Raw genomic sequence first — 18,637 nt, 5'->3', positions numbered from 1 at the left:
TATGCACACCAACATCGGCCCGACCTGCGCGCTTTATCCCATGCCCTCGACCCTCGTCGGGGCCACGGTCGGGGGCCGGGCCAACTTCCTGGCCATCGCCCACATCGGCATCTTAAATAACGTCGCCCCCCAGTACCTGACCGTCAGCCTCAAAAAATTCCGCCACACGGCCAAGGGCATCCACCAGACCGGGACCTTCTCCATCTGCCTGCCCACCAAGTCCATGGTCCTGGCCGCGGACTACGTGGGCATCGTCTCCGGGGCCAAGGTGGACAAGTCGCGGATTTTCGACGTGTTTTACGGAGAACTGGAAACCGCGCCCATGATCCGGGAATGCCCGGTCAACATGGAACTGAAGCTCCACCAAGTGATCGACCTGCCGGCCCACGAGGTCTTCGTGGGCGAACTGGTGGCCAGCCACGTGGCCCCGGAGGCCCTCGACAAGGGCAAGGTCGACCTGGAAAAGGTGAAGCCGCTTCTTTTTGACTACGCCAGCGGCTGGTATTGGTCCCTTGGCGAGCCCGTGGCCCCGTGCTGGCGGGCCGGCCGGGACTACCAGCCGCAACAAACCGAAGAAGAAGGGAGATGACATGAAAGTATCCATCGGCCCCAAGACCATGGCCCTGCCGACCCCGACCTGGCTGGTCGGCACCTACGACGCCGACGGCAAGCCCAACCTCATGACCGCGGCCTGGGGCGGCATCTGCTGTTCCAAGCCCCCGTGTCTGACCGTCTCCCTGCAAAAGCCCCGGCATTCCTATGCCGCCATCATGGAGCGGCAAGCCTACACCGTGAGCGTGCCCTCCGAGTCCCAGGCCGCCCAGGCCGACTACTGCGGCATCGTGTCCGGCCGCGACCACGACAAGTTCGAACGCCTCGGCTGGACGCCGGTCAGGAGCGAACTGGTGGACGCGCCCTACGTGGCCGAATGCCCGCTGACCATCGAATGCAAGGTGGTCCACGTCAAAGACCTCGGCATGCACACCCTGTTCGTCGGCGAGATCCTGGACGTCAAGGTCGACGAGGCGGCCATGAAGGAGGGCAATCCCGATCCGACGTTGATAAGGCCCATGATCTACTCTCCTTCCGACCGCAGCTACTACGGTCTCGGCCGGCTTCTCGGCCAGGGCTTTTCCATTGGTAAGGAGTTTAAATAATGGAGAAAATGAAGGTCGATCCCGACCTCTTGCCCCCCATGCCCATGACCCTGGTCGGGGCTACGGTCGAGGGCCGGGCCAACTTCATGGCTGCGGCCTGGGTGACGCGGGTCGGGCACAAGCCGCCGCTGATCGGCGTGGCCATCAACCACCGCCAGTGGACCGGCCAGGGCATCCGCCAGACCGGCGCGTTTTCCGTCTGCCTGCCCGGCCGGGACCTCCTGGAAAAGGCCGACTACTGCGGCCTGGTTTCCGGCCGCAACGTCGACAAGGCCGCGCTCTTCGACGTCTTCTACGGCGACCTCGGCAACGCGCCCATGATCCGGGAGTGCCCGGTGTGCCTGGAGGTCAGCCTGACCCAGACGGTGGAGTTCGAGCACCACGCCTTTTTCATCGGCGAGATCAAGGCCGGCTGGGCTGACGGGGAGGTCCTGACGGCCGGCCGGCCGGACGTGGACAAGTACAAACCCCTTCTCCTCACCATGCCCGACAACCGCTACCACGCGCTCGGCCCGGTCGTGGCCCAGGCCTGGAGCGTGGGCAAAGCCCTCAAGAAAGGAACGGACCATGAAAGTTCTGGCGATTAACGGCAGCGCCCGAAAGGACGGCAACACGGCCATCATGCTGCGCACGGCCATGGTCGAGCTCGAGGCCGAAGGCATCGAGACCGAGCTCGTGCAGCTCCACGGCAAGGTCATCCAGGGCTGCATCGCCTGCATGCAGTGCTGGGAGAAAAAAGACGGCCACTGCGCGCTCAAAAAGGACATGTTAAACGAAATCCTGGACAAGATGGTCGCGGCCGACGGCATGCTGATCGGCTCGCCCACCTATTTCGCCAACGTGTCGAGCAATATCAAATCCATCATCGACCGGGCCGGCATGGTGGCCCTGGCCAACGACTCCCTGCTGGCCCGCAAGGTCGGGGCGGCGGTGGTGGCCGTGCGGCGCGGCGGGGCCATCCATGTCTTCAACTCCATCAACCACTTCTATTTCATCAACCAGATGGTGGTGCCGGGGTCGAGCTACTGGAATCTTGGCCGGGGCCTTGAGCCGGGCGATGTGGAAAAAGACGACGAAGGTCTCCTGACCATGCAGAACCTGGGCAAGAACATGGCCTGGGTGCTCAAGAAGCTGCACGCCTGAGCCGCTTTTCCGCTTCGCCGCCGCGCCCGGGCCCCGGGCCCGGGCGCGGCTTCCCCGCAGCCGGCCCGGCCGGTGGCATCCAAGGAGAACCTATATGATTGTCGCAAGCGAAACCGAGGCCGGGCTCGTGGTCCTGTGGGTCACGCGCGACCGCGAGGCCGCCCTCAACATGGCGCTAATGTATGCGAAAAATTCCAGGCTCCAGGGCTGGTGGGACCGGGTGCATCTGCTCGTGTGGGGCCCTTCGGCCGATCTGCTCGCCTATGACCGGGAGATCCAGGACGAGGTGGCCGCCTGCCGTGAGGCCGGGGTCGAGGCCTTCGCCTGCCGGGCCTGCGCCGAACGCTACGGCGTGGCCGACAAGCTGGCCGGCCTCGGCCTTACGGTCCTCTACGCCGGCGAACCCCTGACCCGGTACCTCAAGGACGGCTGGAAGGTCGTAAGCGTGTAGGCCAGGGCCGGGCCGGCCTTCCCGGCCGGGCTAGGCAGGACCTTGACCCGGGTGAGGCCGGCCCGGCCGACGGAAGGCATAGCCGGCGGCCGGCCCACGACCTGAACCCGGCTTTGACAAAAACGGGCGAATCCTTTCAAATGCCCTTTACATGCGGTCCCGCCGGCCGCGTCTGCCGGTTCCGGGACCTTTCCCTGTCGCCTGTGCGACGCCAGGAGGTTTCCATGTTGCGCATGGCTGTCGGGCACGCCAAATGTCTGGATCCGGATTGCGCGGCCCGGGGCGCGGCAGAGTCCTGCCGGCAGGGCCTCGGCGGCCGCGATCCGGTCGGCCTGCTGCTCTTTGTCGGCGTCAGCTATGACCACGCGGCCATCCTCGAACGGATCGAATCCGTCTTTCCGGGCGTGCCGCTGGTCGGCACCACCAGCGCCGGCGAGATGTCGGCCGCCGGCGGCACCAGCGACGATTCCGTGCTGCTGGTCGCCTTTGGCGGCGAGGGCGTCGGCTGCGTCACGGGCCTGGCCCGGGACGCAGCCGGCCCGGAGACGACCCCCGGGGAAGCGGCCCGGGCCGCCCTGGAGGCGGTCCGTCCCCGGCTGGCCGGGCCCCCGGCCCTGTGCCTGACCTTTCCGGACGGGGCCCGCGGCGGGGTGCAGGCCTTCAGCCAGGCCCTGGCCGAGGGCCTTGGCCAGGGTTGCCCGGTCCTTGGCGGCCTGTCCGCCCGGCACGCCTCCGAGCACCTGCCCAAGCGCCAGTTTCACGGCCGCGAGGTCCTGACCGAGGGCGCGCCGTTTCTCATCCTGACCGGCAACGTGCCGGCCATCCAGCGCCTGTCCCGGGGCTGGCGGCCGGTGGGGAGCCTGGCCCGGGTGACCGGGGTGACCGGCAGCGTGGTCAGGCGCATCGGCGACCGCACGGCCCTCGGCTTTTACCGCCACTACCTCGGCCCCCGGGCCGAGCCGGCCCTCGAGCTGCCGCTCGCCGTCATGTGCGAGAAATACAAGGATTTCATCCTGCGCGTGCCGCACTTTTTCAGCGAGGACGACGGCAGCATCGAATTTCCGGGCGGCGTGCCCGAAGGAGCCATGGTCCAGCTGGCCGAGGCCACCCGGCCGGAAATGCTGGCCGACATCCGCCAGCTGGCCAAGGGCCTGGCCCGGGAGGCGGCGGGCCTGCCGCCGGCCGGGGTGCTCATTTTTTCCTGCGCCACCCGCAAGGACATCCTCGGCACCAAGTCGGTGGTGGAAATCGAGGCCATGCGGGACGCCCTGCCGCCCGGCACGCCCATCGCCGGGTTCTACTGCCAGGGCGAGGTCGGGACCACCGGGCCCGGCATGCCGCTGCACCTCCAAAACGGCACCATGGTGGCCCTGGTCCTTGGCGGCGAGCAGTCCTCCCCGGCCCTGGTGGCAAAGGGGAGCGAACTGCCGTGCCCGGCCGGCGAGGTCGAAGGCCTTCTGCGGGAAAACCGCTCCCTGAACCGGGCCCTGTCCCGGGCCCTGGAGTACCGGGAACGCCTGGAAGCCCAGAAGGAGCGGTCCCAGTCCCTCATGCGGACCATCAACCAGGAGATCAACGAGGCGCGGCTCGAAATCCAGCGCAAAAACGAACTCTTGCGCCAGGCCCTGGCCCTGGCCGAGGAGGTGCAGCGAAACCTGCTCCCCCAGGCCGCGCCCGGGCTTCCCGGCTTCGACATCGCCGGCACGAGCCTTTACAGCGACGAAACCGGCGGCGACTATTTCGATTTCATCCACACCCAAAACGAGGACCACGGCCGGTTCGCGGTCATCATCGGCGACGTGACCGGGCATGGGATCGCGGCGGCGCTCCTTATGACCACGGCCCGGGCCTTTTTGCGCATGCGCTCCTTCCAGCCGGGGTCGCTGGCCGCGGTCATGGACGACGTCAACAAGCTCCTCTGCGCCGATCTGGCCGATTCCGGCCGGTTCATGACCCTTTTCTACCTGGCCATCGACGTCGAGCGAAAGCGTCTCCACTGGGTCCGGGCCGGGCATGACCCCATCATCCTCTACGACGCCGAAACGGGGCTTGTGAGCGACATCCCGGACAAGGGCGGCCCGCCGCTCGGCATCGTGACCGACGCCCGCTACGCCGAGAACAGCGCCGACGGCATGCTTCCCGGGCAGGTGGCCCTTCTGGCCACCGACGGCCTGTGGGAGGCGCGAAACGGTTCCGGCGAAATGTTCGGCAAGGAGCGGGTGCGGGAGCTCCTTGGCCGCCACAACGGCGAGAGCGCGGCCGACATCGTGACCTCGGTCCTGGCGGGCCTCAAGGCCTTTCTGGGCGACGTCCCGGCCGAGGACGACGTGACCCTGGTCGCCATCAAGGTCCTGCCCGAGGAGGCGGACGGCCAGCCGGAAGGCTAGGCGGAGGGCCGACAGGAGGGCAGGGCGGCCAAGTGGGGGGCCGGACCGTCAGCCGGACAGTGGGGTCGGAAAGCGGGCGAAGAGGAGAGCGGGCGGGCTTGGACGCGGAGACCGGGGACCTATAGGAGAAACGCCGCCTTGGCGGCCGGGGGCGTCGGCGTGACGCTCCCCGGCCTTGAGCGAAGCGCCTTATTCGTCCTTGAGGGCCCGGGTCATCAGGTCATAAACGGCCTGGCCAGGGTCCTTGTCCTTGTAGAGGATGGCGTAGACCTGCTCGGTGATGGGCATTTCCACGCCGACTTTCTCGCGCAGGGCGTGGACGGCCTCGGTGGTCTTGACCCCCTCGGCCACCATCTTCATCTCGGCCAGGATATCGAGGAGCTTTTGCCCCTTGGCCAGGCGCAGGCCGACCTGCCGGTTGCGGGACAGGTCGCCGGTGCAGGTCAGGACCAGGTCGCCCATGCCGGACAGGCCCATGAAGGTCTGGCGGTCGCCGCCCATGGCCTTGCCGAGCCGGCTCATCTCGTGCAGCCCCCGGGTGATGAGCGCCGCCCGGGCGTTGCCGCCGAATCCCAGCCCGTCGGCCACGCCGGCGGCGATGGCGATGATGTTCTTGATCGCGCCGCCAAGCTCCACGCCCGGCACGTCCGAGGCGGTGTAGACCCGGAAATAGGGCGTGGACAGGGCCTCCTGGACTTCCTTGCCGGCTTTCTTGTCCTTGCAGGCCAGCGTCACCGCGGTCGGCATCTCGCGGATGACCTCGTAGGCGAACGACGGGCCGGACAGCATGGCGAAACGGGGTTTGGACGAACCCAGGGCGTCGTCGCAGACCTGGGACATGGTCATCAGGCTGTCGAGCTCGATGCCCTTGCTGGCGCAGATGACGACCGGGCTTTTGGGCAGGTATTTCTGGAACCGCTGGTAGGCGTTGCGAATGAACTGGCAGGGCACGGCGAAGATGAAATGCCTGACCCCTTCCGACACGGCTGCCGCGTCGGTGCTGACCTCCAGGTTTTCCGCGAGCTTGCGCCCGGGCAGGTACCAGGAGTTTTCGCCCGTGGTCCGGATTTCGTTCATGACCGCCGGTTCGCGGACCCAGAGCCTGGCCTCGTGCCCTTTCTTGGCCAGCAGGTCGGCCAGGGTGGTGCCCCAGCTGCCGCCGCCTATGACCGCCATTTTCATCGCATTGCCTCCGGAGGAAAAACCGGGCGGGCAGGGGGCGGGGAGAGGCCCCGCGGGGTCCTGGCCGTCAGGAACTATCGGTTCGAAACGCCGGGCGCGCGGTCCTGGACCAGGACCGGCGCCACGGTTGCCTCTAGCACACAAAGCCGCTAGAGACAAAGGCTTTCCAGAAGACACAGGCGGGAGGCGCCATGGACGAGGATACAGTGGGGACGGAGCTTTCGCGGCTCGACAGGGAGATTCTCCGGCGGGTGCAGGACTCGCTGCCGGACTCGGCCACGCCCTATGCCGACATCGCGGCGGCCGTGGGCACGGACGAGGCCCATGTGCTGGACCTCTTGTCGCGCCTGGCCGCGTCCGGCGAGATCCGCCGGTTCGGGGCCACGCTCAAGCACCAGAAGGCCGGGTTCGGGGCCAACGTCATGGTGGCCTGGTACGTGCCCGAGGAGGATGTGGACCGCATCGGCGCGCTTCTGTCGAAGCGGCCCGAGGTCAGCCACTGCTACCATCGGAAAAACTGCCTGGAATGGCCGTACAACCTGTACACCATGGTCCACGGCCGCTCGGCCGAGGCCTGCCAGCAGGTGGTCACGGCCATGAGCGAGGCCGCCGGCCTCGACGACTACGCCATGCTTTTTAGCCTCAAGGAACTCAAGAAGGTCAGCATGCGGTATTTCTAGCCGCCGCCGGGAAGACGGGGGCCGTGGCCCGGCTGCGTAAAACCGCTTCGGCCCGGCGCCGCCGGGAGCGCTCGCGCCATCGGCCCCGGGCCGCTCACGGGGCAGCCGGCCGGGGTGAACAGGCCGCCGGGGGCGCCGCTTCGCCGGCCCCGTGGCGCCCGTGGGCAGCGGCCCCGGGGCCCAGGGAAGCGGCGGCGCGTTCCTATTCGGCGGCCTGCCGGCCTTTCGCCCGGGCGGCCATCCGGTTTTGCATGGCGACCTTGAACTCCGGCGAATTGACGCGGTTCAAAATCAGCATGTCCTCGGTTTCAAGCGACCGCCGCAGCTCGTTGATGTCGCTTTTCAAGAGCTTGCGGATGGAAAGCATGGTCGAGACCTGCGGCTCCTGGTAGAAGTTGGCGATTTTGAGCGCCTCTTCCTCGAGCTTGGCCCCGGGCACGATCTTGTCCACGATGCCAAGCGTCAGCGCCTCTTCGGCCGTGAACCGGGGCCATTGCAGGATCTCGGCCGTCTTGCCCGCCCCGAGCATCCGGGACAGGAAATAGCCGCTGCCGCCCTTGGGGATGGTGCCGACCTCGGCGAACCCGTTTTCGAAAACCGTGTTCCGGGTGACGATGCGGTAGTCGCAGGCCAGGCTGACGTTCAGGTGGAACAGCGAAATGTGGCCCGTGTCGGCGTGGATGGTGACCTTGTCGAGGCCGGCCATGGTCACGGTGTAGTTGTTGACCAGGTTGAAAAGCCGCTGGATCAGGTAGTCCTCGCGCCGGGACGTGAGGAAGTGGTCGAAAAACTCCATGGTCTCGGTGGCCCCGGCTTTTTCCGGGCAGCCGAGGAAGACCACGACGTTGACCTGGTCGGTGTGGGCGATGATCTCCAGGTGGTCGAAGAAGGTGTCGATCTTTTTGAGGTCCCGGGCGTGGCGGGTGAAATGCGGCTTTCCCCGCACGATCAGCAGCTGCCCCTGGCGTTCCGAGGAAAAAAACTCGTTGTCCGTGACAAGGCTTGTGGCGACTTCCATGGAACCCTCCCGTGCCGGCGGGGACCTGGGGCGGACCCGGGCCGCGGCTCGGATCCCCGCTGCAACCAGCCGGCTTTATTGAAGCCTGCCACTGCCTTTCCGGCCTGTCAACAACGGTCGGCCCGGCCGCCCGGCGGGGCAAAATCCGCAAAACCCCTTGCTTTGGCCGGGCGAGCCTTTTATCCTCACCCAAACCCCGGACAACCTCTCACGCGGAGCCACCGTTGAGCGCCCGAAGCCTTGACGCCCTGTTTCGACCCAATTCCGTGGCCGTTATCGGCGCGTCCACCGATCCCCGCCATGTCGGGGCGGTGATCATGAAAAACCTGCTCGGCGGCAAGTTCCTCGGCCCCGTCATGCCGGTCAACCCGGCCCTGGACGCCATTTCCGGGGTCCTTTGCTACAAGTCCGTGGACACCCTGCCGCTGACCCCGGACCTCGGCGTCATCGCCACCGACCCCGAGTCCGTGCCCGAATACCTGCGCGACCTGGGGCGGCGCGGCGTCGGCGCGGCCGTCGTCCTGCCCCCGGGCTGGGCCAAGATGCCGCGCGAGGCCAAGCGGGCCTTGCAAGAGAGGATGCTCGAGGCCGCGGCCCCGTCGGGCATCCGCATCCTCGGGCCCTCGGGCCTGGGCCTCGTGGTGCCGGGCATCGGGCTCAACTGTTCCCTGGCCTCCTCCGACGCCCTGCCCGGCCGCATCGCCTTCATTTCCCAGTCCGCCTCGCTTTTCTCCGCGGTCCTCGACTGGGCCCGGACCAAGGGCATCGGCTTTTCCCACATCCTGTCGCTTGGCGACCGGGTGGACCTCAAGTACGCCGACATCCTCGACTACATGGCCCAGGACCCCAACACCCGTTCGATCCTTCTTTACGTCGAGTCCATCACCGACGCCCGGTCGTTCATGAGCGCCTCCCGGGCCGCGGCCCGAAACAAGCCCGTCCTGGTCATAAAACCCGGCCGCCGGCTCTGGTCCGTCTTTCCGCCCGATCCGGACGAGGGCCGCGACGAGGTCTACGACGAGGCCTTCCGCCGGGCCGGCATGCTGCGGGTGGGGGAGATCGACGCCCTTTTCGACGCGGCCCAGACCCTTGCCCGGTCAAAGCCCCTTCGCGGCGAGAACCTGGCCATCCTGACCAACGGCGGCTCCATCGGCATCATGGCCGCCGACGCCCTGCTCGAAGGCGGCGGGTCGCTCGCCGCCTACGACGCCGAGGCGACCACCGCCCTGTCCGCCCTCCTTGGACCCAACTGGCTGCGCCACGGCGTGGTGGACATGAGCTTCGACGCCGCCCCGGCCGACTACGCCGCCGCCCTGCGGGCCCTCTTGCGCGCCCCGGACGTGAGCGCCGTGCTGGTCATCCACGTGCCCTTTCCCGGGGTGTCGGCCGACGAGGCGGCCACGGCCATGGCCGAGGTCCTGTCCAAGACCAACCGGACGATCCTGGCCTGCTGGATGGGCTACGACCCGGCCGGAGGCGAGGCGCTGAAAATCCTAAACGCCGCCGGCGTGCCCACCTACGAGACTCCGGACCAGGCCGTTTCGGCCTTTGTCCACCTGCTTCGCTACCGCAAGAACCAGGAACTTTTGATGGAGATGCCGGCCAGCCTGCCCTCGGAATACGCGCCTGATCCGGACGCGGCCCGGGCCGTGGTGGAGCGGGCCTTTGCCGAGGGCCGGCTGACCCTGACCGATCCCGAAGCCAAGGAGGTCCTCGGCTACTACGGCGTGCGGGCGGTCGCCTCGCACCTGACCGAGGACGTGGACGACGCCGTGGCCGCGGCCGACGCCCTGGGCTATCCGGTGGCCGTCAAGATCGTCTCCCCGGACATTCCCCAGCCCTTTGACGTGGGCGGCATCGTCCTCGACGTGGCCGGGCCCGAGGCCGTGCGCGAGGCGGCCGAGGCCGTGCGCAAGCGGGCCCTGGCCCATGTGCCGGAGGCCCATATCGAGGGCTACGTCATCCAGGAAATGGGCCGCCGGGCCGGGGCCCACGAGGTCACCATCAAGGCCCGGGTGGACCCGGTCTTTGGGCCCTACATCATTTTCGGCCAGGGGGGCCTCGCCGCCCGAGTCACCCGGGACAAGGCCGTGGCGCTCACCCCGCTCAACATGTCCCTGGCCCGGGATCTCGTCTTTCGCACCCGCGTGGCCGCCACCCTTCGCGGCGCGTCCGGCCAGCCGGGCGTGGACCCGGAGGTGAGCCCCGGGGTCGACATCGACGCCCTGTGCCTGACCTTGAACCAGGTCTCCCAGTGCGTGGCCGACCTCGAACGCATCGCGGCCATCGACCTGAACCCTGTGCTCAGCCACCCGGGCGGGGTCACGGTCATCGGCGCGGGCATCAGGCTTACCGCCGAGGCCGAGCCCGACGCCCACCGCCTGGCCATCCGGCCCTATCCGCGCGAACTCGAGGAGTGCGTGACGCTCAAAAACGGCCGCCACGTCCTTTTGCGCCCCATCCGGCCCGAGGACGAGCCGGCCCATTTCCAATTTTTCAAGCACCTTTCGCCCGAGGACCTGCGTTTCCGGTTTTTCGGCGTGGTGCGCGAGCTGACCCACACCGAAATGGCCAAGCTGACCCAGATCGACTACGAGCGGGAGATGGCGTTTATTGCCACGGCCCCGGACGCCGACGGCAGGCCCGAGACGCTTGGCGTGGTGCGGGCCTCGACCCGGCCGGACAATTCCTCGGCCGAATTCGCGGTCATCGCCCGTTCCGACCTCAAGGGCCTGGGACTTGGCCGGCTCCTGATGGAAAAGATCATCCGCTACTGCAAGGCCCGGGGCACGCGTCTGCTGACCGGACAGGCGCTCATGGAAAATGGCGGCATGCAGGGCCTGGCCGAAAAGCTCGGCTTCTCCGTGGTGCGCAACTACGACGAGGAAGTGGCCGAGATGCGCCTGCCCCTAAACGAGCCCGCCCCCGGCGGGGCCGCCCGGCCCTGACGGTCGTCCCGCCAGCGTCTCCCCCGGACGATTGCGCCCCGACCGCACGATCCGGCCACACGTCGCCCACCCGGCCACGACCACAGCCCCACCCGCTTCCCCAACTCCCGCCCACCCCGTTCGGGGGGTCCGGGGGGCGTGACGCCCCCCGGCCGCCGGAGGCATTCTCCCTGCCGTTCCGTTCCCCCTTACACACCCCGCCCGAACGCCCCGGGCGTGACGCCGAAGGCTTCCCGAAACGCCGCGATGAAGGCGGAGGTGGACTCGTAGCCGCATTCGAGGCCGGTGGCGGTGACGCTTGTGCCGGCTTCGAGCAGGGACAGGGCGGCCAGCAGCCGGGTGCGGCGTCGCCAGGCGCCGAAGGTGAGGCCGGTTTCGGCGAGAAAGATGCGGCCAAGCGTCCGTTCGGTCATGCCGGCGGTCCTGGCCCAGGCCGTGGCGGTGCGGGTGTCGTCCGGGGCGTCGGCCAGGGCCTGGCACAGGGCGGCCAGGCGCGGGTCTTTGGGCCAGGGCAGGCTGAAGCCGGCTTCGGGCAGGACGGCCAGCTGGTCGAGGAGCACGGCCACGAGGCGTCCGTCGGCTCCGGCCGCGTCGTAGAGCGGCGGCAGGGCGGCCACGGCCAGGATCAGTTCCCGGGCCAGGGGCGTGACGGACAGGACCAGGCAGCGGGGCGGGTTGAAGACGTTCTGGTCCGGGGAGACGTAGAGGCTTCGCATTTCGGCCGGGTTGGAGGTGGCCACCTGGTGGGCTAGGCCGGGTGGCACCCACACGGCCCGCTGGGGCGGGGCCACATGGCTGCCGGCCTGGGTCCGCACCAGGAGCACGCCGACGCCAGCAAAGGAGAGCTGGCCAAAGGGGTGGCTGTGGGCGTGGGACACGGAACCGGCGGGCAGGGTCTCGCTGCGGGGATAGACGGGCCGGGGCAGCCGGTCGAGGGCAGGGGCGGTGCGAAAAATGGCCATGTCGTTTTTGCGCTAGAGGTTGTCTTTCTAGCGCGAGACGGCGAGGGCGTCCATGCTTAGGGAGTCTTCAGGCGCGGGCCGAGGGGCGGCCGGGCCATTCAAGGCGGGCCGGGAAGCGGCCAAGGAGACGGATATGATTTTGAAGCTGTTGCGGAAGATGGCCGGCGACTGGTTCCTGGCCGGCATGATTGCGGCGGTGGTCCTGGCCTCGCTTTTCCCGGGGTTCGGCGCGGCCGGCGGGGCCATGCACGCCGACGTGGTGTCCGACGCCGGCATCTTCGCGGTGTTTCTGCTCCACGGCCTGGCCCTTTCGACCCGGAGCCTGCGCCAGGGCATGGCCCGGTGGAAGCTCCACCTGCTGGTCCAGACGCTGACCTTCGTGGCCTTTCCGCTGCTTTTCATTCCGTTCAAGGCGGTTTTCGGCGGCCTCGTGCCCGAGGGGCTGATGCTCGGATTCCTCTACCTGTGCGCCCTGCCCTCGACCATCCAGTCGTCGGTGGCCATGACGGCCATCGGCAAGGGCAACGTGCCGGCCGCGATTTTCAACGCCACGCTGTCCGGGCTTCTCGGCATCTTCCTGACCCCGGCCATCGTCGGGTTGGCGATCGACATGCAGGGGGCGGGCGGGATGCCCTTTGGCAAGGCCGTGGCCAACCTCGCGACCCTCCTTTTCCTGCCCTTCGTGCTCGGCCAGGTGCTGCGGCCGGTCTTTGGCAGGCTGGCGGCGCGGCACAAGAAGGGCATCAACGTCTTCGACAAGCTGGTCATCCTGATGCTGGTCTACGGCTCGTTTTGCGATTCCGTCAAATCCGGCCTGTGGACCAACAACGGCATCGAGGTCATTGCCATGACCATCGGCGGGGCGGCCCTTTTCCTCGGCATGGCCCTTTTCATTTCGACCAAGGTCTCGGCCCGGCTTGGGTTTTCCAAGGAGGACCAGATCACGGCCATTTTCTGCGGCTCCAAAAAGACGCTGGCCTCGGGCGTGCCCATGGCCCGGCTCCTGTTCGGGGCCCACCCGGCCCTGGGCATGATCGTCTTGCCGATCATGTTCTACCATCAGCTCCAGCTTTTCGTCTGTTCGATCATGGCCGGCCGGTTCGCCAGCCGTTTCGACGCTCCGACCGTCCCGGACGCGTCCGGGGCCGGCGGGCCGGCGGTCGCGGCCGTGCGGGTGCGCTCCCAGGCGTAGAAAGACGCGGCGGGGGAAACCACCCCCGCCGGTTGGGCCAAGGGGCCGTGTCCGGCAAGGGGTGCGGCCCCTTGGCTATTGGAACTCCAGGACCAGGGGCGCGCCGGCGGGCGGGTCGCCCGGCCGGGACACGGCCACGGGCGGCGGGCAGGCGGGCGGGCCGGGGATGGCCAGCACCCGGCCGACGGCCAGGGTTTTGGGATCAAGGCCGGGGTTGGCCCGGGACAGGAGGCCCAAGGGAATGCCGAATCGTTCGGCGATGGCGGCCGGGGAATCGCCGGGCACGACCACGTACCGCAGGCCCGGGGCCTCCTCGTCGGGCAGGACGGCACCCCGGGAGGGCGAAGCGGCGGCTTCCGGGCCGGCCGGCCCGGGGGACGGGGCGGGTCCGGCCGGCACGAGGAGCACGTCCCCGACCCGGATGCGGCAGGGGTCGAGGCCGGGGTTGCGGGCCAGGAGGGCGGCCAGCGTCACGCGGTAGGCCCTGGCCAGGGCGGCCGGGGTGTCGCCGGGCCGGGCGACGTGGGGAATGTCCGCCGTCTGGGCGGCCCGGGCGGCGGGGGAGGCGGCCAGAACCCAAGGGAGAACGAACAGCATACGCCAGGACATGGCGTCCTCCGGGTTGCGGGCGAGGATGCCAATGCCTAGCAGCCCGGCCTGCGTTTGACAATCGGCCCGGCCTTTGGGATAGCCGGAGAATCGCATTCTCCTGGAGGTGTCGCCATGAAATTTCGGACAGTTGCCGGGCCGGTGGCCCTGGCCCTCGTCTTGGCCGGCCTGCCCGGCTGCGGCATCATGAAATTCTCCCCGTCGGAGCCGTCCGCCAAGGACGGCATCGCGGCCGGCAACGCCGCCTACGACAAAAAGGATTACGCCACGGCCTGCCGGGAACTGTCCAAGGCCGGGGCCGCAGCCGGGGCCGAAACCCTGACCCGGGCCGGCACGGCCTGCGCCCGGGACGGTGGGATGAAGGCCCAGCAGGCCTTTACGGCCGCGCTGTCGGCCAATGCCGGGTTCGCGCCGGCCATGGAAGGGCTCGGCCTGGAAGCCTTTGCCGCCGGGGACGTGCTCCGGGCCAGGGACATGCTCGAGGCCGCCGCCCGGGCCGGCGGGACCGATCCGCGCGCCGCCCTGGCCCTTGGCGACGCCTACCTGCTGTCCGGCCAGTGCGACAAGGCCCTGGCCGCCTACCAGGAGGCCCGAAAACGGGACGCCTCGTTCGCCCCGGCCGGGGCCAGGCTCGACGCCGTCCGGCTGGCCTGCGGCGCCCGGAAGCCCACTCCCGTCGGCGCCAACGGCTCGCCGGCCGCGCTGGTCCCGTCGGCTCCGGCCGGTCCGGGCCCGGCGGCCGGATCGCCTCCGGCCGCCGGCAAGGAGGCGGGCAAGCCCAAGGCCGCGCCCAAGACGATCGATCTGAACGACATCTGATGAGCCGTCCGCCCGCGAATCCGCCGGGCCGGGGCACGTTGCCCCGGCCCGGCGGGCGCACGTTGGGGGAAGGAAGGCCGGAAAAACCGGCGGTCGTCAGGACAAGGCCAGGCCCGGCTCCGGGCGGTCGGCGTCGAAGGACGGCCCCTGGCCGCGGCCCCGGGCCGGGACCGGCAGTTCCACCACAAAGGACGTGCCGCGCGGGGTCCGGGCCTCGGCCCGGATGCCGCCCTGGTAGCGCTCGACGATATGTTTGCAGATGGCAAGCCCAAGGCCCGTGCCGCGCCGGTCCGAAGCCATGGTGTCGCCCCGGCGGGTCTGGTAGAATTTGTCGAAGATCCGTTCCCGCTCCTCTTCCGGGATGCCGGGGCCGGTGTCGGCCACGCGGAATTCCAGCCGCCCGGTGGAAAGGCGGCGGGCCGAGAGCGTCACCTCGCCCTCGCCGGTGTGGCGGGCCGCGTTGGTCAGCAGGTTGACCAGGACCTGCATGAGCCGGTCCGGGTCCAGACGCAGCGGCGGCAGCGTCTCCGGGATGTCGACCACCAGGGCCAGGCGCTCGTTCTGTTCGTATTCGCCGCCAACGGCCGCCACGGCCGCGCGCACCACCTCGGTGGGGTCCACGGTCTGGTCGTTCCAGGCCAGGTGCCCGGACTCGATCTTGGACAGGTCCAGGAAGTCGTTGACCAGCCGGGTGAGCCTGGCGCCTTCGTTTTCGATGATGGCCAGGTTGTCGGCGATGCGCGTCCCCTTGCGGTGAAGCTTTTCGCTCACCTCGGAAAACGGCATGAAATCCTTTATGAAATCGCGCCGGGTCAGCTTGGCGAACCCCAGGACCGAGGTCAGGGGCGTGCGCAGGTCGTGGGTGACCGTGGCCAGGAAGCCGGATTTGAGGGCGTCGAGTTCGCGCAGCCGCTCATTGGCGTCGGCCAGTTCCCCGGCCTGCCGGGCCAGGGTGTCGGTCCGTTCCGCCACCCGCCGCTCCAGGTCCCGGTTGAGGGATTTGAGGCGGGAGAGGGCCAGGTTGCGGTCGGTCACGTCGGAAAAAAGCGTCAGCATGAGCGGCGGCCGGCCGGGCAGGCGCAGGGGAGCGCTGGTCATCGTGAAAAAGCGGCCGTCAAGCGGGCTTTGGATCTCGAGGCCCACAGCCCGGCCGCAGGCGACCGCCTCGCGCGGGCACCAGGAGCAGGGCTCCTCCCGGCCGTGTAGGGCGGCGAAGCAGGCCATGCCTACGGGATCGCGACCGCAGCGGCCGGCCAGGGCCTCGTTGGCGAAGACCACCCGCAACTGCGAATCGCAGGCCACGGCCAGGCCCGGGAAGCCCGAGGCCAGGGCCGTGTGCCAGGCCTCGTGTCCCTCGGCCAAAAGCGCCTGCCCGTCGCGTTCGGCCAGGATGTCGAGCACCGCGCCAAGGGCCGGGGCGTCCAGTCCGCCGAGGATTCGCAGCGCTCTGGAAAGGCTGGGCCCGGCGGCAGGCGGGACGAAGTCCCGGTCGGCCAGGAAAAGGGCGTGGACCGGCAATCCGTCCCACAGGCCGAGGAGTTCGGGCAGGAGGCCGCGATCCGACGGGCCGAACAAGGGAATGACGGCCACCTCGGGCAGGGCGGCGGGGGAAAGGGCCAGGGCCGTTTGGGCGCCAAAGGCGGCGGCGCGCCGGCCGGGCGCGAACAGGCGGGCGGCCAGGGTCCGGGCGTCACGGTCCGGGCCGCCACGGACGAGCAGCCGGCCGCCGGTCACAGCCCTTCCGGCCGCCCGGGCGGCGTGGAGGCGTCCGGGCGGTGTCGGCCAATGGGCAGCCTTGGCCCGAAGCGTCGCGATTCATGCACAGCGATCGTCTCCGTTCAAAAGGCATCGCGGCCCGTGAAAGACTTCCCTTCCCCGATGAGTCGTCACTATCACAAGGGGTTGGCCCGCACAACTCGCCCGTGGCCGATCCCCCCGGCCGGGGGCTTCCCAACCGGTCCGGGCCGGGGTAGAGACCGGCCTTTTTCCGACAGGAGGCGCCCATGACCGGCGAGACCCTACGAAGATTCCTGGCCCGGGCGGCCACCCGGGGCGGCCTGCGCCAGGCCGGGCGCACGGCGGTTGCGGCCGTGGCCACCCTTTTCCTGGTCACGGTCCTGGAGTTGCCCCAGGGCTACTGGGCCGTCATCACGGTGGTCATCGTCATGCAGGCCAATCTCGGCGGCTCCATCCGGGCCGCCTGGACCAGGCTGGCCGGCACGGCCGTCGGCGCGGCCTCCGGGGCCCTGGCCGCCTCGCTTGGCGGCCCGGCCTGGGTGGACCTGGCCCTGGCCGTTTTCGCCACCCTGGCCGTGTGCACGGGCATGACGAGGCTTCGGGACAGTTCCCGCGTGGCCGGCATCACGGCCGTCATCGTCATCCTGGCCGGCCATCCCGGCTCCTCGCCCTTTGCCGTGGCCCTCGACCGGTTTCTCGAAATCGCCATCGGCATCGTCACGGCCCTGGCCGTCTCGGCCGTGGTCCTGCCGTCCCGGGCCAGCCAGGCCCAGGCCCTCGGCCTGGCCCGGATCTTCGAGGACGTGGCCGTCTTTTTCGCCACCGTGGTCGAGGGCCGCCTCCGGGAGGACTATCCCGAGCGGCAGGTCTTCGCGCTCAAGGACCGCATCGTGCGCACCCTGGCCCGCTGCCGTGAGCTCGGCCGGGAGGCCGGAGCCGAGGGGCGCGACGCCGACGGCGCGGCCCGCCGGGGCCTGCTCCTTTTTCGCGGGGAGCGGCTTTTCGAGCACGTCCTGGCCATGGACCACGTGGCCTCCGAGTCGCGCGGCCAGGGACTGCACCGCCACCTGCCGGACGAATTGGCCGGTCTGGAGCGGACCGCGGCCGACGTCCTGACCGGGCTCGGCGTCCACCTGCGCGCCGCCGGCCCCCTGCCGGAACTCGGCCCCATGGAGGCGGCCGTGGCCAGGGCCCGGGAGAAGCTGGCGGCCATGCGCCGGGACAGGGCCCCGGCCGCCTATGATCTGAGCGAAGTCATGCACTTTTTCAGCTTCGTGCACGGCATGCTGGCCTGCGCCGCCGACGCGGCCGAGATCGTCCGGCGGCTTCGGGCCATGGAAGAGGGGTAGGCCCGGCCCGGCTTGCCCGGGCCCCGGCCCGCTGATAGCCTGGCGGCAGGCTTGGGAGCACGATTTTTCGCTCCCGGAGGCGACGACACACATGCAGGCGCAAGAACTCCTGGCCAAGGCGCGGCGCGTGCGCCTGCCCGGCCACGGCCCGGCCGATGCCGTCATGGCCGGCCAGTACCGGTCGGCCTTTCGCGGCTCGGGCATGGAATTCGAGGAATCCCGCGAATACGCGCCCGGCGACGACGCCGGGGCCCTGGACTGGAAGGTCACGGCCCGGATGGGCCGGCCCTTTGTCAAACGGTTTCGCGAGGAGCGGGAGCGCACGGTCATGCTGGCCGTGGACGTCTCCCGGTCCATGGCCGACGCCGCCCCGGGCGGGCCGCCCCTGGCCGAGGCGGCGGCCGTGGCCGCCTGCGCCCTGGCCCTTGGCGCGGCGGCCAGCCGCGACCGGGTCGGGCTCGTCCTTTTTTCCGACCGGGTGGAGGCTTTCGTGCCGCCGGGCAAGGGGCCGGGCCGGGCCGTGGCCGTGGCTCATGCCCTGGCCGGAACCACGCCGGCCGGCACCGGCACCGATCCCGGTCCGGCCATGGCTCTGCTGGCCGCCGCCCTGGCCCACCGGTCGGTGGTCTTCGTCTTTTCCGACTTCCTCGGCCAGGGCTTTGCCGCGCCGCTCGGGCGGCTGGCCCGGCGGCACGAGGTGGCGGCCGTGCTCCTGGCCGGCCCCGGGGCCGGCATCCTGCCACCCTACGGGCTTTTGACCGTCTCGGATCTGGAAACCGGGGCCCGGGCCACCCTCGACTGCGGCGACCCGGCCGCCCGGACCCGCTACGCCGCGGCCCGGACAACGCGTCGGGAGGCACTTCTGGCCGGGCTGCGGGCGGCCGGGGCGGATCTCCTCGAACTGCCGGCCGACGCGCCGCCGGACGCGGCCTTGACGGCCTTTTTTCACCGGCGCGGCCGGGGCGGACGGGTTGGAAAGTCGCGGCTCCGGGGAGCCTAGGCG

Annotated in this window: 17 protein-coding genes; 12 read left to right on the top strand and 5 right to left on the bottom strand. The window is 69.7% G+C overall.

Going from position 1 to position 18,637, the window contains the following annotated elements; all coding sequences use genetic code 11:
- Position 1 precedes the first annotated feature (1 nt).
- From DFW101_RS08445 to DFW101_RS08420, 6 genes are all read left to right on the top strand, one after another.
- The gene (locus DFW101_RS08445; RefSeq protein WP_009181087.1) at positions 2 to 589 is read left to right on the top strand and encodes a flavin reductase family protein; all 588 of its coding nucleotides are present in this window, start codon (positions 2 to 4) and stop codon (positions 587 to 589) included.
- Position 590: 1 nt separating this feature from the next.
- Positions 591 to 1,157 (top strand): flavin reductase family protein, encoded by a 567-nt coding sequence (locus DFW101_RS08440; protein WP_009181086.1) that lies wholly within the window; start codon positions 591 to 593, stop codon positions 1,155 to 1,157.
- Complete coding sequence (locus DFW101_RS08435; RefSeq protein ID WP_009181085.1) at positions 1,157 to 1,744, top strand: flavin reductase family protein; 588 nt, start codon at positions 1,157 to 1,159, stop codon at positions 1,742 to 1,744. The genes DFW101_RS08440 and DFW101_RS08435 overlap by 1 nt, the downstream gene beginning before the upstream one ends.
- Complete coding sequence (locus DFW101_RS08430) at positions 1,725 to 2,300, top strand: flavodoxin family protein (protein WP_009181084.1); 576 nt, start codon at positions 1,725 to 1,727, stop codon at positions 2,298 to 2,300. Before DFW101_RS08435 ends, DFW101_RS08430 begins: the two co-directional genes overlap by 20 nt.
- Before the next feature lie 94 nt (positions 2,301 to 2,394).
- Positions 2,395 to 2,751, top strand: a complete 357-nt coding sequence (locus DFW101_RS08425) for a DsrE family protein (RefSeq protein ID WP_009181083.1) — start codon at positions 2,395 to 2,397, stop codon at positions 2,749 to 2,751.
- A gap of 224 nt (positions 2,752 to 2,975) precedes the next feature.
- Positions 2,976 to 5,138, top strand: coding sequence for a SpoIIE family protein phosphatase (locus DFW101_RS08420; RefSeq protein WP_009181082.1), 2,163 nt, complete (start codon positions 2,976 to 2,978; stop codon positions 5,136 to 5,138).
- 189 nt (positions 5,139 to 5,327) lie between these two features.
- Here DFW101_RS08420 and DFW101_RS08415 read toward each other — a convergent pair whose 3' ends face one another.
- Positions 5,328 to 6,320, bottom strand: coding sequence for an NAD(P)H-dependent glycerol-3-phosphate dehydrogenase (locus DFW101_RS08415; protein WP_009181081.1), 993 nt, complete (start codon positions 6,318 to 6,320; stop codon positions 5,328 to 5,330).
- Between the two features lie 191 nt (positions 6,321 to 6,511).
- Here DFW101_RS08415 and ahbB point away from each other — a divergent pair, with 191 nt between their 5' ends.
- On the top strand, positions 6,512 to 7,000 hold the full coding sequence (ahbB, locus tag DFW101_RS08410; protein ID WP_009181080.1) for a siroheme decarboxylase subunit beta: 489 nt from the start codon (positions 6,512 to 6,514) through the stop codon (positions 6,998 to 7,000).
- 202 nt (positions 7,001 to 7,202) lie between these two features.
- On the opposite strand, the gene DFW101_RS08405 is transcribed toward ahbB, so the two are convergent.
- Positions 7,203 to 8,018: an enoyl-CoA hydratase/isomerase family protein gene (locus tag DFW101_RS08405; protein ID WP_009181079.1), complete on the bottom strand. Its 816-nt coding sequence runs from the start codon at positions 8,016 to 8,018 to the stop codon at positions 7,203 to 7,205.
- Between the two features lie 224 nt (positions 8,019 to 8,242).
- On the opposite strand from DFW101_RS08405, the gene DFW101_RS08400 reads away from it, so the two are divergent.
- Positions 8,243 to 10,966, top strand: coding sequence for a bifunctional acetate--CoA ligase family protein/GNAT family N-acetyltransferase (locus DFW101_RS08400; RefSeq protein ID WP_009181078.1), 2,724 nt, complete (start codon positions 8,243 to 8,245; stop codon positions 10,964 to 10,966).
- Between the two features lie 188 nt (positions 10,967 to 11,154).
- On the opposite strand, the gene DFW101_RS08395 is transcribed toward DFW101_RS08400, so the two are convergent.
- The gene (locus DFW101_RS08395; RefSeq protein WP_009181077.1) at positions 11,155 to 11,928 is read right to left on the bottom strand and encodes an AraC family transcriptional regulator; all 774 of its coding nucleotides are present in this window, start codon (positions 11,926 to 11,928) and stop codon (positions 11,155 to 11,157) included.
- Positions 11,929 to 12,061: 133 nt separating this feature from the next.
- Between DFW101_RS08395 and DFW101_RS08390 the strand changes: the two genes are divergently transcribed.
- Positions 12,062 to 13,120 carry a bile acid:sodium symporter family protein gene (locus DFW101_RS08390; protein ID WP_009181076.1) on the top strand — a complete coding sequence of 353 codons (1,059 nt, stop codon included), beginning with the start codon at positions 12,062 to 12,064 and terminating at the stop codon, positions 13,118 to 13,120.
- Between the two features lie 75 nt (positions 13,121 to 13,195).
- Here DFW101_RS08390 and DFW101_RS08385 read toward each other — a convergent pair whose 3' ends face one another.
- The gene (locus tag DFW101_RS08385) at positions 13,196 to 13,729 is read right to left on the bottom strand and encodes a LysM peptidoglycan-binding domain-containing protein (protein WP_043643276.1); all 534 of its coding nucleotides are present in this window, start codon (positions 13,727 to 13,729) and stop codon (positions 13,196 to 13,198) included.
- 114 nt (positions 13,730 to 13,843) lie between these two features.
- On the opposite strand from DFW101_RS08385, the gene DFW101_RS08380 reads away from it, so the two are divergent.
- A complete protein-coding gene (locus DFW101_RS08380; RefSeq protein WP_009181074.1) occupies positions 13,844 to 14,548 on the top strand; it encodes a tetratricopeptide repeat protein in 705 nt (234 codons plus the stop codon).
- A gap of 96 nt (positions 14,549 to 14,644) precedes the next feature.
- Here the strand turns inward: DFW101_RS08380 and DFW101_RS08375 are convergent, their stop codons facing one another.
- Positions 14,645 to 16,282: a sensor histidine kinase gene (locus DFW101_RS08375; protein ID WP_009181073.1), complete on the bottom strand. Its 1,638-nt coding sequence runs from the start codon at positions 16,280 to 16,282 to the stop codon at positions 14,645 to 14,647.
- Positions 16,283 to 16,551: 269 nt separating this feature from the next.
- Here DFW101_RS08375 and DFW101_RS08370 point away from each other — a divergent pair, with 269 nt between their 5' ends.
- Together DFW101_RS08370 and DFW101_RS08365 are read left to right on the top strand one after the other, a co-directional pair.
- Positions 16,552 to 17,634, top strand: coding sequence for an FUSC family protein (locus DFW101_RS08370; RefSeq protein ID WP_009181072.1), 1,083 nt, complete (start codon positions 16,552 to 16,554; stop codon positions 17,632 to 17,634).
- Positions 17,635 to 17,725: 91 nt separating this feature from the next.
- Positions 17,726 to 18,634: a DUF58 domain-containing protein gene (locus DFW101_RS08365; protein ID WP_009181071.1), complete on the top strand. Its 909-nt coding sequence runs from the start codon at positions 17,726 to 17,728 to the stop codon at positions 18,632 to 18,634.
- The last annotated feature ends 3 nt before the right edge of the window (positions 18,635 to 18,637 follow it).

Origin of the sequence: Solidesulfovibrio carbinoliphilus subsp. oakridgensis, from assembly GCF_000177215.2 — a bacterium.
Classification (GTDB): domain Bacteria; phylum Desulfobacterota; class Desulfovibrionia; order Desulfovibrionales; family Desulfovibrionaceae; genus Solidesulfovibrio; species Solidesulfovibrio carbinoliphilus.
This window is presented reverse-complemented; position numbering and strand designations above follow the sequence as displayed.